Annotated in this window: 15 protein-coding genes; 10 read left to right on the top strand and 5 right to left on the bottom strand. The window is 68.7% G+C overall.

Annotated features, from left to right (window positions below):
* The first annotated feature begins 11 nt into the window (after window positions 1-11).
* Complete coding sequence (locus H8R02_RS08720; RefSeq protein ID WP_187080994.1) at window positions 12-1,187, top strand: radical SAM protein; 1,176 nt, start codon at window positions 12-14, stop codon at window positions 1,185-1,187.
* Window positions 1,180-1,704 (top strand): PaaI family thioesterase, encoded by a 525-nt coding sequence (locus tag H8R02_RS08715; protein ID WP_187080993.1) that lies wholly within the window; start codon window positions 1,180-1,182, stop codon window positions 1,702-1,704. Before H8R02_RS08720 ends, H8R02_RS08715 begins: the two co-directional genes overlap by 8 nt.
* Before the next feature lie 7 nt (window positions 1,705-1,711).
* Here the strand turns inward: H8R02_RS08715 and H8R02_RS08710 are convergent, their stop codons facing one another.
* The gene (locus H8R02_RS08710) at window positions 1,712-3,217 is read right to left on the bottom strand and encodes a helicase HerA-like C-terminal domain-containing protein (protein ID WP_187080992.1); all 1,506 of its coding nucleotides are present in this window, start codon (window positions 3,215-3,217) and stop codon (window positions 1,712-1,714) included.
* Between the two features lie 51 nt (window positions 3,218-3,268).
* On the opposite strand from H8R02_RS08710, the gene H8R02_RS08705 reads away from it, so the two are divergent.
* Genes H8R02_RS08705 through H8R02_RS08675 form a run of 7 tightly spaced genes read left to right on the top strand, consistent with a single transcriptional unit; the run spans window position 3,269 to window position 8,399 of the window.
* Window positions 3,269-3,994, top strand: a complete 726-nt coding sequence (locus H8R02_RS08705; protein WP_187080991.1) for a YebC/PmpR family DNA-binding transcriptional regulator — start codon at window positions 3,269-3,271, stop codon at window positions 3,992-3,994.
* Window positions 3,991-5,277: a phosphoribosylamine--glycine ligase gene (purD, locus tag H8R02_RS08700; RefSeq protein WP_187080990.1), complete on the top strand. Its 1,287-nt coding sequence runs from the start codon at window positions 3,991-3,993 to the stop codon at window positions 5,275-5,277. The genes H8R02_RS08705 and purD overlap by 4 nt, the downstream gene beginning before the upstream one ends.
* Window positions 5,270-6,184: an oxygen-dependent coproporphyrinogen oxidase gene (gene hemF, locus H8R02_RS08695; RefSeq protein WP_187080989.1), complete on the top strand. Its 915-nt coding sequence runs from the start codon at window positions 5,270-5,272 to the stop codon at window positions 6,182-6,184. Before purD ends, hemF begins: the two co-directional genes overlap by 8 nt.
* Window positions 6,181-6,771: a nicotinate (nicotinamide) nucleotide adenylyltransferase gene (gene nadD / locus H8R02_RS08690; protein WP_187081119.1), complete on the top strand. Its 591-nt coding sequence runs from the start codon at window positions 6,181-6,183 to the stop codon at window positions 6,769-6,771. Before hemF ends, nadD begins: the two co-directional genes overlap by 4 nt.
* Window positions 6,771-7,346: a ribosome silencing factor gene (rsfS, locus tag H8R02_RS08685; RefSeq protein WP_187080988.1), complete on the top strand. Its 576-nt coding sequence runs from the start codon at window positions 6,771-6,773 to the stop codon at window positions 7,344-7,346. The genes nadD and rsfS overlap by 1 nt, the downstream gene beginning before the upstream one ends.
* The gene (gene rlmH / locus H8R02_RS08680) at window positions 7,343-7,810 is read left to right on the top strand and encodes a 23S rRNA (pseudouridine(1915)-N(3))-methyltransferase RlmH (RefSeq protein ID WP_187080987.1); all 468 of its coding nucleotides are present in this window, start codon (window positions 7,343-7,345) and stop codon (window positions 7,808-7,810) included. Before rsfS ends, rlmH begins: the two co-directional genes overlap by 4 nt.
* Window positions 7,803-8,399: a Maf family protein gene (locus H8R02_RS08675; RefSeq protein WP_187081118.1), complete on the top strand. Its 597-nt coding sequence runs from the start codon at window positions 7,803-7,805 to the stop codon at window positions 8,397-8,399. The genes rlmH and H8R02_RS08675 overlap by 8 nt, the downstream gene beginning before the upstream one ends.
* Here the strand turns inward: H8R02_RS08675 and H8R02_RS08670 are convergent.
* On the bottom strand, window positions 8,396-9,424 hold the full coding sequence (locus tag H8R02_RS08670) for a PAS domain-containing protein (RefSeq protein ID WP_187080986.1): 1,029 nt from the start codon (window positions 9,422-9,424) through the stop codon (window positions 8,396-8,398). The two genes, H8R02_RS08675 and H8R02_RS08670, sit on opposite strands and share 4 nt — an antisense overlap.
* A 63-nt stretch (window positions 9,425-9,487) precedes the next feature.
* On the opposite strand from H8R02_RS08670, the gene rng reads away from it, so the two are divergent.
* Window positions 9,488-10,951, top strand: coding sequence for a ribonuclease G (gene rng / locus H8R02_RS08665; RefSeq protein ID WP_187080985.1), 1,464 nt, complete (start codon window positions 9,488-9,490; stop codon window positions 10,949-10,951).
* Here the strand turns inward: rng and H8R02_RS08660 are convergent.
* From H8R02_RS08660 to msbA, 3 genes are read right to left on the bottom strand one after another with little or no spacing between them, the layout of a single operon-like run.
* Window positions 10,948-12,003 (bottom strand): glycosyltransferase family 9 protein, encoded by a 1,056-nt coding sequence (locus tag H8R02_RS08660; RefSeq protein ID WP_187080984.1) that lies wholly within the window; start codon window positions 12,001-12,003, stop codon window positions 10,948-10,950. The two genes, rng and H8R02_RS08660, sit on opposite strands and share 4 nt — an antisense overlap.
* Complete coding sequence (locus H8R02_RS30770; RefSeq protein ID WP_187080983.1) at window positions 12,000-13,205, bottom strand: O-antigen ligase family protein; 1,206 nt, start codon at window positions 13,203-13,205, stop codon at window positions 12,000-12,002. Before H8R02_RS30770 ends, H8R02_RS08660 begins: the two co-directional genes overlap by 4 nt.
* Window positions 13,202-15,007, bottom strand: a complete 1,806-nt coding sequence (gene msbA / locus H8R02_RS08650) for a lipid A export permease/ATP-binding protein MsbA (protein ID WP_435531267.1) — start codon at window positions 15,005-15,007, stop codon at window positions 13,202-13,204. Before msbA ends, H8R02_RS30770 begins: the two co-directional genes overlap by 4 nt.

The following is a 15,007-nucleotide window of genomic DNA, read 5'->3' as shown; positions in this document are numbered from 1 at the left end:
AGGGAGATGCCATGACGACCCACTTCGATGGCGACCCGCAGCCGATCCGCTGGCTGCGGGCCGTTCCGCCCGAGACCACACGCACCGCCGCGCGCGAGATCGCCGACGCCGCGCGGGCCCGGGCGCACCGGCTCGTGCAGGACCACCCGCGGCTGGCGGCGCGGCTGGCGCGCGCCCTTTCGCAGCAGTTGCGCGTGCGCGCCAGCGAATACCACCTCACCCATGCGTGCAACATCCGCTGCAAGGGCTGCTGGTTCTTCGAGGCCGGCATGGACAAGGCGACGAAGGAGCTCGCCGACCTCGACCGGCTGGACGACTTCGTGGCCACGCAGGTCGCGCAGCGGCACATCAACACGGCGCTCGTGATCGGCGGCGAGCCGACGCTGGTCCCGCAACGGCTCGCGGTGTTCGTGCGGCACATGCGTAACGTGACCATCGCCACCAACGGGCTGAAGCCTCTTCCGCGTGAAGGCTTCGAGAAGGTCTCGATCGCCCTGAGCGTCTGGGGCGGCGGGCCGCTGGATGACGAGCTGCGCGCCATCAAGCCCAACGGGGCGACGTTCAGCGGGCTGTTTGACGAAGCGTTGCGCAACTACCGCAACGACCCTCGCGCGCTGGTGCTGCTCACGGTGTCGCGACAGGGTGTGGCCTACATCGAGGAGACTGTGCGCAAGGCCGAGCGCCACGGCCTGCCGGTCCAGTTCGGCCTGTACAGCGGCGACAGTACGCCGGACGCACCGGGCGCTTCCGATGCCCTGCTCGACGAGATGCTGTACGTGCGGGACCGTTACCCGGGCACGGTGATCTCGCACCCGGCCTACATCGAAGCGCTCGTCACCGGCCGCACGGCCTGGGGGGAGTTCGGCTACGCGAGCTGCCCGTCGGTCAGCCGCGACCACCCGGCGCATGCCCAGCGACGTGCGAACGGCAATCCCACGCTCGGCCTCTTCAATGCCTATGCCGCGGACCTGCAGACCGTCAATTTCTGCTGCACGTCGGGGCGCTGCGACGGCTGCCGCGACAGCCAGGCGATATCGAGCTGGATGCTCGTGAACCTGCATCACTACACCGCCAGCCTCGCGAAGCTGCGGGAGTGGATCGAGCTGGCCGAGTGCTTCTGGTCGCAATACAGCTGGAGCGTCTATCGCACCGCCCGCACACCTACCGAGGAGATCGCCCATGCATGAATTTCCCCCGCCCCTGCGGCTCGCCATCCCCCTGGAGGCGCCCGAGCGGCAAGCCTGGGAACAGCAATTCAACGACTGGCCCGTGATGCGTCAGTTCGGCATGACCGCCGACCTGTCGCGGCCCGACCTCGTGCGTGTCTGGGTCCCGGAGGTGCTGCCGTATCACCGCGGTGGCGTCGGCGATGCCTCGAAGGGCGGCGGCTCGGCTATCAATGGCGCCATCCTTGCGGCCATGTTCGACTGCGCGCTCGGCGTCGCCGGCGTGCTCCAGTTGCCTGGCGAGCGTGCCGGCACCGTGGATGTGTCGATCAAGCTGTTCAACGCCGTGAGGGGTGCGCCCACCGCCTGGGGCTGGGCCGTGCACACGTCCTCGGCGTTCGTGACCGTCGAAGCCGTGATCACCGACCGCGAGGGCACGCCTTGTGCGCGAGCAAGCGGATATGTTTGTGCCGCGCGGTCTGGGTCAGCGCGTGCCGAGGCACGCGAACGTTCGCTTGCGTGGCTGGCCTCGGCTTGATCGCCGCCTACCGCTTGCCCCCCAGCAAGCTCCCCAGCACCCCCCGCACGATCTCGCGGCCGACGCTGCTGCCGATGGTGCGCACCGCGGATTTCGCCGCGGCTTCGAGGATGCCCTCGTGCTTGCCGCCGCGCGGGCCGGTAGAGCCGAGCAGGATGTCCTTGAGGCCGCCGAAATCGGAGCCCGTGGCCTTGTCGGTCGCGCCGCCACCGGCCGAGGAGTTCGCCGAGGGCGCCTGCGTGGCCCGGGACTTGAGTTTCTCGAAAGCCGATTCGCGGTCCACCGTTTTTTCGTAGACGCCGGCGACCACGGAGCCTGCGAGGAGCGCCTGGCGCTGCTCCGTCGTGATCGGGCCGATGCGGCTGCCCGGCGGCACCACATACGCGCGGTCGGTCTCGCTCGGCCGGCCCTTCTCGTCGAGGAAGCTCACCAGCGCTTCGCCGACCGCCAGCTCCGTGATCGCGGCCGTGATGTCCAGGCCCTTGCGCGGCCGCATCGTCTCGGCGGTGGCCTTCACGGCCTTCTGGTCACGCGGCGTAAAGGCGCGCAAGGCATGCTGCACGCGGTTGCCCAGCTGGGCGAGCACGCTGTCGGGGATGTCCAGCGGGTTCTGCGTCACGAAGTACACGCCGACGCCCTTGGACCGCACGAGCCGCACGACGAGCTCGATGCGCTCGACCAGCACCTTGGGCGCGTCGTCGAACAGCAGGTGGGCCTCGTCGAAGAAGAACACCAGCTTGGGCTTGTCCAGGTCGCCCACCTCGGGCAGCGTCTCGAACAGCTCCGACAGCATCCACAGCAGGAACGTCGCGTACAGGCGCGGCGAGTTCAGCAGCTTGTCGGCGGCGAGGATGTTGACGATCCCCTTGCCGCCGTCGGTCTGCAAGAGGTCCTGGATGTTGAGCATCGGCTCGCCGAAGAATTTCTCGCCGCCTTGCGACTCGATCTGCAGCAGCCCGCGCTGGATGGCACCCACGCTGGCCGCACTGATGTTCCCGTACTCGGTGGTGAATTGGCCCGCGTTCTCCCCGACGTACTGCAGCATCGCGCGCAGGTCCTTCAGGTCCAGCAGCAGCATGCCGTTGGCGTCCGCGATCTTGAAGACGATCGTCAGCACGCCGGCCTGCGTGTCGTTGAGGTTGAGCATGCGCGCCAGCAGCAGCGGGCCCATGTCGGCCACGGTGGCGCGCACCGGGTGGCCCTGCTCGCCGAACACGTCCCACAGGGTGGTGGGGCAGGCCAGCGGCTCCGGCAGGGGCAGCTTGCGCTCCTTGATGACGTCGGCCAGCTTGCCGGAGATGGCGCCCGGCTGGCTGATGCCGGTGAGGTCGCCCTTGATGTCGGCCATGAACACCGGCACCCCGATGGACGAGAAACTTTCGGCCATCTTCTGCAGCGTCACGGTCTTCCCGGTGCCGGTGGCGCCGGTGATCAGCCCGTGCCGGTTGGCCAGGGCGGGCAGCAGCACGCATTCGTTGGTGGCGTTCTTGGCGATCAGCAGGGGTTCGGCCATGGGGTCAAAAGTAGAATGGAGGTCAGCGCCAATATAAAGGGAAACACGCAAGTGGCAGGACACAGCAAATGGGCCAACATCCAGCACCGCAAGGGCCGGCAGGATGAAAAGCGCGGCAAGATCTGGACGCGCGTGATCCGGGAGATCATGGTGGCGGCGCGCCAGGGCGGCGGCGACATGTCCGCCAACCCGCGCCTGCGGCTGGCGGTGGACAAGGCCAAGGCGGCCAACATGCCCGCCGACACCATCAAGCGCAACATCGACAAGGCCACCGGCAACCTCGAGGGCGTCACCTACGAGGAAATCCGCTACGAGGGGTACGGCATCGGCGGCGCGGCCATCGTGGTCGACACCATGACCGACAACAAGGTGCGCACGGTGGCCGAAGTGCGGCACGCGTTCAGCAAGTTCGGCGGCAACATGGGCACGGCCGGTTCGGTGGCCTTCCAGTTCAAGCACTGCGGCCAGCTCATCCTGGCGCCGGGCACCAGCGAGGACAAGGTCATGGAAGTGGCGCTGGAAGCCGGCGCCGAGGACGTCATCACCGATGAAGACGGCGCCATCGAGGTGATCACCCCCCCGGCCGAGTTCGAGGCGGTGAAGAACGCGCTGGAAGCAGCCGGGCTGAAACCGGAAGTTGCCGAAGTCACCATGCGCGCCGAGAACACCATCGAGCTGTCGGGTGAAGATGCGCAGAAGATGCAGAAACTCCTCGACGCCCTCGAAGACCTCGACGACGTGCAAGACGTCTTCCACAACGCCGCCATCAACGAATGAAAGTCCTCGTCATCGGCGGCGGCGGCCGTGAGCACGCGCTGGCCTGGAAGCTGGCGCAGTCCGAAAAAGTGCAGAAGGTCTATGTGGCTCCCGGTAACGGCGGCACGGCGCTGGACCCCGCGCTCGAGAACGTGCCGATCACCGACAACGTGAAGCTGCGCGAATGGGCGCAGGCCGAGAAGATCGCGCTCACCGTGGTCGGTCCGGAGGGGCCGCTGGCGGCCGGCGTGGTGGACGAATTCCGCGCGCACGGCCTGCGCATCTTCGGTCCGACGCAGAAGGCGGCGCAGCTGGAAAGCTCCAAGGCTTTCAGCAAGGCGTTCATGAAGCGCCACAACATTCCCACGGCCGAATACGAGACGTTCTCGGATGCGGCCGCGGCGCACGCCTACGTCGACAGGAAGGGCGCGCCCATCGTCGTCAAGGCCGACGGGCTCGCCGCGGGCAAGGGCGTCGTCGTCGCGGTGACGAAGGACGAGGCGCACGAAGCCATCGACTTCATGCTCGTCGACAACAAGCTCGGCGTGCAGCACAACGAGGGCGGCGCGCGCGTCGTGATCGAGGAGTTCCTGCAGGGTGAGGAGGCGAGCTTCATCGTCCTTTGCGACGGCCACAACGTCGTGGCGCTCGCGACGAGCCAGGACCACAAGCGCTTGCTGGACAACGACGAAGGCCCCAACACCGGCGGCATGGGCGCGTACTCGCCCGCGCCGGTGGTCACGCCCGAGGTGCACGGCCGCGCGATGCGCGAGATCATCCTGCCGACCATCAAGGGCATGGAGCAGGACGGCATCCCGTTCACCGGCTTCCTCTACGCGGGCCTGATGATCGACAAGGACGGCCACCCGAAGACGCTGGAATTCAACACCCGCATGGGCGACCCCGAGACGCAGCCGATCATGATGCGGCTCAAGAGCGACCTGTACGACGTGATGATGGCGGCCACCTCCGGCACGCTCGACACCGTGCAGCTCGATTGGGACCGCCGCACCGCGCTGGGCGTGGTGATGGCCGCCGAGGGCTACCCGATGAACCCGCGCAAGGGCGACGTCATCACCGGCCTGCCGAAGGCCGCCGAGGACGTGGTGGTGTTCCATGCGGGCACGGCGCCGAAGGATGGGAAGACCATCACCTCCGGCGGCCGCGTGCTGTGCGTGACGGCGCTGGCCGACGGCGTGAAGGCGGCGCAGCATCGCGCGTACGAAGTGGCGGATGCGATCAAGTTCAAGGGCGCGCAGTACAGGCGCGACATCGGGCATCGAGCCGTCAAGAGCCATGACTGACCGCGTCGCCGAAGTCCGCAGCTACCTCGTGGGCCTGCAGCAGCGCATCGTCGATGCGTGCACGGCCATCGACGGCAAGCCCTTCACGGTGGACAAGTGGTCCAAGGGCGCGGACGAGCCACTGCAGGGCGACGGCGTCACGATGATCGTGGAGCAGGGTAACGTGTTCGAGCGCGCGGGCTGCGGCTTCTCGCACGTGCGCGGCGGCAAGCTGCCGCCTTCGGCCACGCAGCACCGGCCGCACCTGGTGGGCGCGCCGTTCGAGGCGATGGGTGTGTCGCTGGTGTTCCACCCGCGCAACCCGTACGCGCCCACGGTGCACATGAACGTGCGCATGCTGCACGCGCAACCGGCGCAAGGCGAGGCCGCCTTCTGGTTCGGGGGCGGCATGGACCTCACGCCGATCTACGGCTTCGAGGAAGACGCGGTGCATTTCCACCGCACCTGCAAGCAGTCGCTCGATCCGTTCGGCGAGGACAAGTACCCGCGCTTCAAGCAGTGGTGCGACGAGTACTTCTTCCTGAAGCACCGCAACGAGCAGCGCGGCATCGGCGGCATCTTCTTCGACGACTTCTCGGAACTGGGTTTCGAGCAGAGCTTCGCGATGCAGCGCTCGGTTGGCGATGCCTTCCTCGATGCTTACCTGCCCATCCTGGAGAAGCGCAAGGACACGCCTTACGGCGAGCGCGAGCGCAACTTCCAGCTCTACCGGCGCGGCCGGTACGTCGAGTTCAACCTCGTGTGGGACCGCGGCACGCATTTCGGGCTGCAGTCGGGCGGCCGCACCGAATCCATCCTGCTGTCGATGCCGCCTCTGGCGAGCTGGGCGTACCAGTACCAGCCGCAGCCGGGCACGCCCGAGCACGACCTGTACAGCAAGTTCATCGTCCGGCGCGATTGGCTGTGACCCGCCTCGGCCTGTTCGGCGGCGCCTTCGATCCCCCGCACATCGCCCACGTCGCGCTCGCGCGCGCCGCCGTCGAGCAGCTGTCTCTCGACGAGCTGCGCATCTGCCCGACCGGCGGGGCGTACCACCGCGCGAGTGCGCCCACGGATGCGCAGCACCGCCTTGCGATGGCACGCGAAGCCTTTGCCGAGGTGCCGCGCGCCGTCGTCGACGACCGCGAAATCCGGCGCGGCGGCGCCACCTACACCGTCGACACGTTGCGCGAATTGCACGCGGAACAACCCTCGGCCGTGCTCCACCTGGTGATGGGCGAGGACCAGGCCGCCGGCTTCACGAAATGGCGCGAATGGGAGGCCATCGCGCGCCTTGCTACAATTTGCGTAGCGAGCCGGCAATATTCGGCCGCGGCCCAGCCGCCGCTGGCCTTGCCGGCAGGCGTCCGTTCGGTCCAGCTGCGGCTGCCCGACCATCCCGAAAGTGCCACGGAAGTCCGCCATCGGCTGACGCTGGGGCAGGACATCGGCGATCTGGTCCCCCCCGGCGTTGCCCGCTATATTGCCCACCATCACCTTTACCAGCCCCTTTGATGACCCAGGAAGCCGCCGCCAAGAAAGACACCCAACGCCTGCAGCGTGCCATCGTCGATGGCCTGGAGGACGTCAAAGGGCAGGACATCCAGGTTTTCAATACGGAGCACCTCTCGCCGCTGTTCGAGCGCGTGATCGTCGCTTCCGGCACGTCCAACCGCCAGACCAAGGCGCTCGCCTCGAGCGTGGTCGATGCGGTGCGCGAGGCGGGCTTCCCCAAGCCGCGCATCGAGGGCGCGGAAAACGGCGAGTGGATCATCGTGGACTGCGGCCCCGCCGTGGCGCACATCATGCAGCCCGCCATCCGCCAGTACTACCACCTCGAGGAGATCTGGGGTGAGAAGCCGATCCGCCTGAAGCTGGGCGCGCCCAAGCCCGCGCAGCCTGCGGCGAAGAAGGCTGCCGCGCCGGCGAAGAAGGGTGCCAAGGAGCCGACCTTGCGCCGCAGCAGCGCGGCCAAGAGCGCGCAGAAGGCGATGGATGCGGCGGCCAAGGCGGCGAAGGCCGCACCGGCGAAGAAGGCCGCGGCCAAGAAGCCTGCCGCCAAGAAGGCCCCCGCGAAGAAGAGGACTTGAAGCTCGTCGTCGTCGCCGTCGGCCAGCGCGTCCCCGACTGGGCGCAGGTGGCCTGGGACGACTACGCCAAGCGCTTCCCGCCCGAGTCGAAGCTGGAACTCAAGGCCGTGAAGACCGAGCCGCGCGGCTCGAAGGCGCTGGCCACGTTGCTGGCGGCCGAACGCGAGCGCATCGAAGCGGCGATCCCGAAGGGTGCGCGTGTCGTGGCGCTCGATGAGCGCGGCACCTCGCTCACCACCGTGGCCCTTGCCGGGAAGCTCAAGGCGTGGCAACTCGAGAACGATGCCGTGGCGCTCGTGATCGGCGGGCCCGATGGGCTCGACCCGGAGTTCAAGCGCGCGGCGCATGAACGCATCCGGCTCTCGGACCTGACGCTTCCGCACGCGATGGTGCGCGTCCTGCTCGCCGAGCAGCTGTATCGTGCGTGGTCGATCAATGCCAACCACCCGTACCACCGTGAGTGAGTTCATCTACCTCGCCTCGCAGTCACCGCGCAGGCGGCAATTGCTCGAGCAGCTTGGCGTGAAGCATGAGCTGCTGCTGCCGGACGCGCACGAGGACACCGAGAGCCTTGAAGAACCGCTTCGCAACGAAGCACCCGCGGCCTACGTCAAGCGCGTCACCGGCCTGAAACTCGATGCCGCCCTCGAGCGCCTTCAGCGCCGCGGCCTGCCACCCGCACCCGTACTCTGCAGCGACACCACGGTCGCCCGCGGCCGGAAGATCTACGGCAAGCCCGCCGACGAGAAGGACGCAGCCCGCATGCTGCGCGAGCTTTCCGGCGCGACGCACCGCGTGCTCACTGCCGTCGCCGTGCAGGGCGGCCGCAAGCGCCTCGAAGCGCTGAGCGATTCACGCGTGACCTTCGCGCCGATGACACCGGCGCAGATCCGCGCCTACGTCACCACCGGCGAGCCGATGGGCAAGGCCGGCGCGTACGCCGTACAGGGACGCGCGGCGGCGTTCATCTCGCACATCAGCGGTTCGTACTCGGGGATCATGGGCCTGCCGATGCACGAGACGGCGCAACTGCTGCGCGCCTTCGGCTTCTAGGCCTCGCGCTGCGAGCGCATGTAGGCCTCCATCGAGTCGGCCATCTTGCGCAGCGCCTCGCGCGCGCGCCGCTCGGCTTCCACGGTGGAGGCGAGCCGGGCGCGCTCTTCGCTGAGCTGCCAGTTGGTCAAGCGCAGCGCGGCTTCGGCCTTGGCGCGCTCCGTCACGTCCGTGGCCAGCACGAAGATGCCGTCGACCGCACCCGTGGCATTGCGCACGGGCTGGTAGACGAAGTCGAGCACGCGGTCCTCGGCCGGCTCCTCGGGCGAATGCTGCAGCTTCACGGAGACCGAATTGCCCACGTACGGTTGCCCCGAGCCGCGGACCTGGTCAAGCAGCGAAAGGAAACCCTGGTCCACCACTTCGGGCAGCGCCTCGCGTACCGGGCGGCCGAGGATGTCGCGGCCGCCCACGAGCGCGCGGTAGGCGTCGTTCGCGACCTCGAACACGTGGTCCTCGCCGGTGACGAAAGCCACGGGCGCCGGCGCCTGGCGGAACAGTTCTCGCCAGCGCTCGATCTCCGCCTGGCGGCGCCGCCGCGCGAGCACGAGGGCCGTGACCTCGTTGCCCTGGTTGAAGATGCCCCCGATGTTGTTGTCCGCATGGCGCAGCGCGGTGAAGCTGTAGTTCCACCACGTCTCCTGCGGCTCGCCGTGGCGCTCCATGGGCAGCATCTGCTCGTACAGCGCGATGCCTTCGCCCGTCGTCCACACCTGCTCGAACTGCGGGCCGACCACGTCCCAGATGTCGGACCAGAGTTCGCGGGCCGGCCGGCCCAGCGCAGCGGGGTGGCGGTCCGCCGGGATCGGCGACCACGCATCGTTGTACAGCGTGAAGAGTTCGGGGCCCCAGTAGATGGCGGTGGGGAAGCTCGAGCCGAGGCACAGGCTCATGGCCATCTTCAGGGCTTCGGGCCAGCCTGTGGGTTCGCCCAGCGGGTGCGAGGCCCAGTCGAAGTTGCGGATTCGTTCGCCCATGGCACCCCCGCCCTGGAGGAACGCCGGCGCGGATGCGGTGGAGGTCATACAGCGGAAGGCAGTTTAGCCGCCCATGCCGCGCTCGTGTGTTGCTGGGTTATTCTCCAGCCGATGCAGCAGGACATCCTCGTCAACTGGTCGCCGCAGGAGACGCGCGTGGCCATCGTCGAAAGCGGCGCCGTGCAGGAGCTGCACGTCGAACGCACGCTGGAACGCGGCATCGTCGGCAACGTGTACCTCGGCAAGGTGGCGCGCGTGCTGCCCGGCATGCAGTCCGCCTTCATCGACATCGGCCTGGAACGCGCGGCCTTCCTGCACGTCGCCGATGTGTGGCAGAAGCCGGTGGACGGCGAGCCGCCGCGCCATGGCCAGCCGGTGCCGATCGAGAAGCAGGTGTTCGAAGGCCAGTCGCTCATGGTGCAGGTCATCAAGGACCCGATCGGGACGAAGGGCGCGCGGCTGTCGACGCAGGTCTCGATCGCGGGGCGCCTGCTCGTCTTCCTGCCGCAGGACGACCACATCGGTATCTCGCAGAAGATCCCCTCCGACCAGCGCGAGGCGCTGCGCTCGCGGCTCGTCAAGCTGGTGGGCGAGCCGGGCGGCGGCTTCATCCTGCGCACGAACGGCGAGGATGCTTCGGACGCGGAACTGGCCGAGGACATCGCGTACCTGCGCAAGACCTGGGCGCGCATCCGCGAGGCTTCGATGAAGCTGCCGCCGGGGTCCATCCTCCACCAGGACCTGAACCTGCTGCAGCGCGTGCTGCGCGACCTGGTGTGCGAAGGCACGCAGGCGATCCGCATCGACTCGCGCGAGCAGTACGGGCTGCTGCTCGGTTTCGGGCAGGAGTACATGCCGGCCGCGGCGGCGAAGCTGCAGCTGTACAAGGGCGAGCGGCCGATCTTCGACCTGTACAACATCGACGAGGAAATCGCCAAGGCGCTCGGGCGGCGCGTGGACCTGAAGTCGGGCGGCTACCTCATCGTGGACCAGACCGAGGCGCTGACCACCATCGACGTCAACACGGGCGGGTACGTCGGCTCGCGCAATTTCGACGACACGATCTTCAAGACGAATCTCGAAGCCGCGCACGGCATCGCGCGTCAGCTGCGCCTGCGCAACCTGGGCGGCATCATCATCGTGGACTTCATCGACATGCAGCGCGAGGACCACCGCGAGGCCGTGCTGGGGGAGTTCCGCAAGCAGCTGGCGCGCGACCGCGTCAAGACGATGGCGGGCAATTTCTCGCAACTGGGGCTGGTGGAGATGACGCGCAAGCGCACGCGCGAGTCGCTCGCGCACCTGCTGTGCGAGCCGTGCGAGGCGTGCCAGGGCAAGGGGACGGTGCGCACGGCGCGCACCGTTTGCTACGACATCCTGCGGGAGATATTGCGCGAGGCGCGGCAGTTCAACCCGCGTGAGTACCGCGTCGTCGCTTCGCCGAAGGTGGTGGAGCTGTTCCTCGACGAGGAGAGTTCGCACCTGGCCGGTTTGTCCGACTTCATCGGCAAGCCGATCTCGCTGCAGAGCGAGACGGCGATGGGGCAGGAGCAGTACGACATCGTGCTGCTCTAGGAAAGCATCCGCAGTGCCTGCTCGGCGACGCGCTCGGGCGTGATCGCGGGGAGGCAGTCGCTGCGGCTGGCGCGGTGGTTTTCGCAACCGGCTTTGCCGCATGGCACGCAAGGCAGGTCGGCTTGGATCAACGTGACCTTCCCGAGAGTCTGCGAGAGTGCAACGCGCTCGAACGATTGCGGCACACCCGGCCAGGGCGCCCAGCGCTGCGGGTTCGTCGGGCCGAAGATCGCGAGCACGGGGACGTCGCAGGCCGCGGCGAGATGCGACACCGAAGTGTCCGGCCCGATGTAGAGCGCCGCGCCGCGGATCAGGCCGGCGAGCTGGTTGAAGGTGAGCACGCCGGCGTCGACGAGCAAGGAGTCGGGTGCGGCGCCATGCATCGCGGCGACGGCGGCGCGGTCGGTGTCGCTGCCGCTGCCGGTCAACACGACCTGCCGCCCGGCTGCGGCAAGACGCGCGATCAGGTCGCGGAAGTGGGACAGCGGCCATTGCTTGTACGGCCACATCGAGGGTGTGTGCACAACGACGTAGCCGGGTTGCAGCTTCGCCTGCAGGGCAGCAGGCAGGGAGGCGCTCGAAGGGCCGACGACCTGCGGTGTCGAAACCGGCGCGCCCCACGGTTGCAGCAGGCGGAGCTTCTCCGCGACGACATGCTCGCTCGACAGGTCCCCGCCGCTCGTCACGGCATGCGCGAGCAGCTTGCGCTTCCACCAGTTGCTGCTGTTCCGGGCCGGCAGGAGGCCCGCTCGCTCGCGTGCGGCCACCAGGCCGATGAGGTGCGCGCGGTCGCCGGGGTCCGCGACCAGCGCGAGGTCGTACCGCCGCCACAGCCGCCGCGCAAGCGCCAGCGTGCCGCCGAACCCGGGCTTCGCGGGCACGGCGATCGCCTCGCGTACGTCCGGGTTGCCGGCGAGCATGCCGAGCGTGCCCGCGAAACCCAGCACGTCGATCGCCGCATCGGGCCACAGCACGCGAGCCTGCCGCACCAGCGGTGTCGTGAGCAGCACGTCGCCGATCTGGCGCGTGACCACGACGAGGATGCTCTTCATTCCCGTTGCGCCATCAGCCACGCGAACATGGCGCCATACAGGTGGCCCTCGATGAAATCGAGCAGCATCGAGTTGAAGATGCATCCCACCGCGAAGGCGATGGCGATGCACGCGAGCACGCCCGTCTGCGAATCGGTGCCTTCGTGCCGCCGCCACGGCGCGAGGATCGGGATCGCCAGCCAGGCGATGAAGAGCGCCAGCGCGGGCAGGCCGCCACCGGCGGCCTGCATGAGGTATTCGCTGTGGGGGTTGTCGCTCTCGGCCCAGTGCGAGTCGGGCGGCGCGCCGCGTTCCGCCGCCGCTTCGCTGTACGCCTTGCGGTAGCCGCGCCAGCCCGTGCCCAGCAGCCAGTGCTCCCGCACCACCTCCATCGTGTTCTGGACCATCTCGGTGCGGATCTTGTTGGACATGGCGATGTCGCCGCGCTTTTCGCGCACGCTGGACAGCAGCAGGAAGGCCGAGACTGCGACAACGACGAGCCCGGCCAGCACCGGCCAGCGCATCCGCTTCGGCGCGGTGCGCCAGGCCGCGCAGGCGCCCAGCAGCAGCAGCATCAGGTAGCCGGTGCGCGCGCCCACCGCCAGCACGATGGTGGCCGCGAGGAAGCCGGCACTGAAATACCCCGCGAGCTTCGGCAGCCGGCCGAGCCGCGTTTCCTCGTAGAGCATGAACGCGCAGACGGCCAGCCCGAAGCCCGCCGAGATGCGCCGCAACTCCAGTTTCGTGTGCATGGGCTCGGGCAATGGCAGCCAGTGGGCGATGGCCAACCCCAGGCCGCCCAGCAGCAGGCCGTAAAGGAATGCATTGCGCCGCTGCGACAGCGTCATCAGCGCCCCCAGCAGCGGGATCATCAGCAGCTCGTGGTAGCGGTTGGCGAACTTGACCGTTTCCAGCGCCCAGCCCTCGGCGGCCACGGTGCGCAGCGCGATGTAGGCGAGCAGCACGAGGCCCACCGCGACGGCCGGTTCGCGCCAGGGCGTGGCCGCGTACGCCCTGCGCGGGGTGAGCAGGTACAGCACCATCAGCACGCCGATGCTGATGCTGGTGCCCGCGGTGGACCAGGGCAGGAAGACGCCGAGGGCGAACAGCGCGGCGCCCAGCGCCTGCTGCCAGGCGCGCGATGCGGGCGTGGCCGCGCCGGCCGGGCCTGCGGCGGCGGGCAGCGCGACGCCTGCTTCGTGCAGCGGCCCCGCGGCGCTCACTCCAGCAACCCTTCGCCGCCGTGCAGCGCATGCAGGCGCGCGTACAGCCCGCCACTGGCAAGCAGCTGCGCGTGCGTGCCGAGCTCCGCGAGCCGGCCGTGGTCCAGCACGGCGACGCGGTCGGCATGCTCGATGGTGGAGAGCCGGTGCGCGATGATGATCGTCGTGCGGCCGGCCATCAGGCGGCGCAGCGCCTCTTGCACGGCGCGTTCGCTCTCCGTGTCGAGCGCCGACGTGGCCTCGTCGAGGATCAGGATCGGCGCGTCCTTGTACAACGCGCGGGCGATGGCAAGGCGCTGGCGCTGGCCGCCCGAGAGCGCCGTGGCGTTATGGCCGACCGGGCTGTCGATGCCTTGCGGCAGTTGCGCAACCAGGGGACCGAGGTTGGCCGCCTCCAGCGACTGCTGCACACGGGCGCGATCCACCTGCGCGCCGAGCGCCACGTTCGCCGCCAGTGTGTCGTTGAACATCACCACGTCCTGGCTGACCATCGCGAACTGGCGGCGCAGCGCGCGCAGGTCCCAGCCGGCGATGTCGTGCCCGTCCAGCAGCACCTGCCCCCCGGTAGGCTGCACGAAGCGCGGGAGCAGGTTGGCCAGCGTGGTCTTGCCGGAGCCCGAGGGGCCGACGAGCGCGAGCGTCTCGCCGGGTTGGATGTCCAGCCAGAAGTCGGCGAGCGCGTCGCGGTTGGCGCCCGCGTACTGCACGCTCACGTTGCGCAGCTCGATTTGGCCCTGCGCGCGGTCGACGGCGAACGTGCCGCCTTGCTCGCGCGGCGAATGCTCGACGAGGTCGAACGAACGCTCCAGCGCCGCGAGGCCGCGCGCAATCGGGCTCGTCGCTTCGGACAAGCGCTTGGTCGGCGCGATCAGCATCAGCATCGCCGCCACGAACGAGGCGAAGGAGCCCACCGTCATGTGGTCGCCGCTTTGCCAAAGCGCGATGCAGATCACCACAGACAGGGCCGCCGCCGCCAGCATGTGCATCGTGGGCGTGATGAGCGCCTGCGCCACCGCGGACTTCATCGCGAGGCGGCGCAGCTGCAGGCTGAGCTTGTCGAAGCGGCCGGCCTGCACCTCCTGCGCCTCGTGCAGGCGCACGACGCGGTTGGCGAGCACGTTTTCTTCGACCGCGTAGGCGAGGTCGATGGTGGCGGCCTGGCTACTTTTTGCAAGGCCATAGAGGCGACGAGATGCGGTGCGCATCAGCCAAGCCACCGCCGGCGCCATGAAGCCCACGATCAGCGTGAGCTGCCAGTTGATGTACAGCAGGTAGCCGAGGAGGGCGACCAGCGCGAGGCTGTCCTTCACCAGCGCCGTGAGCGCGTTCACGATCAGGCTGAACCCGGTCTGCACTTCCTGCACGATGCTGTTGGACAGCGAACTCGCGCTTTCCTTCGCGAACATCTCCATGCGCGCATCGAGCAGCCGCCCGAACAGCGCGCGGCGCACCTGCACCATGCCCTCGTTGGCGATCTTGGCCAGCGCCACGTCGGCGATGAAGCCCGAGAGGCCGCGGATGCCGAACAAAAGCAGGAGGAAAGCCGGCACCAGCCACGGGCTGAAGGCCTGCGCGCCGAAGCCCTTGTCCAGGAGCGGCTTCATCAGCGCGGGCACGGCCGGCTCCGTCGCCGCGCCGATGACGGTGGCGAGCAGCACCACGACCCAGTAGCGGCGCACCGACGCGATGTACGGGAACACGCGGCGGATGCGCGAAACGAGGCTGGGGGTGGGGGCGGGCGTTGCGGGCACGGGCGCTGCCGTGCCGACGGAGGCTTCAGGCACGGCAGGTATCATCGGCAT

The sequence above is a fragment of the Ramlibacter albus genome, from assembly GCF_014297445.1.
Taxonomy (GTDB): Bacteria; Pseudomonadota; Gammaproteobacteria; order Burkholderiales; family Burkholderiaceae_C; genus Ramlibacter; species Ramlibacter albus.
The sequence above is the reverse complement of the archived record's forward strand: the minus strand, read 5'-3'. Positions and strand labels throughout refer to the sequence as shown.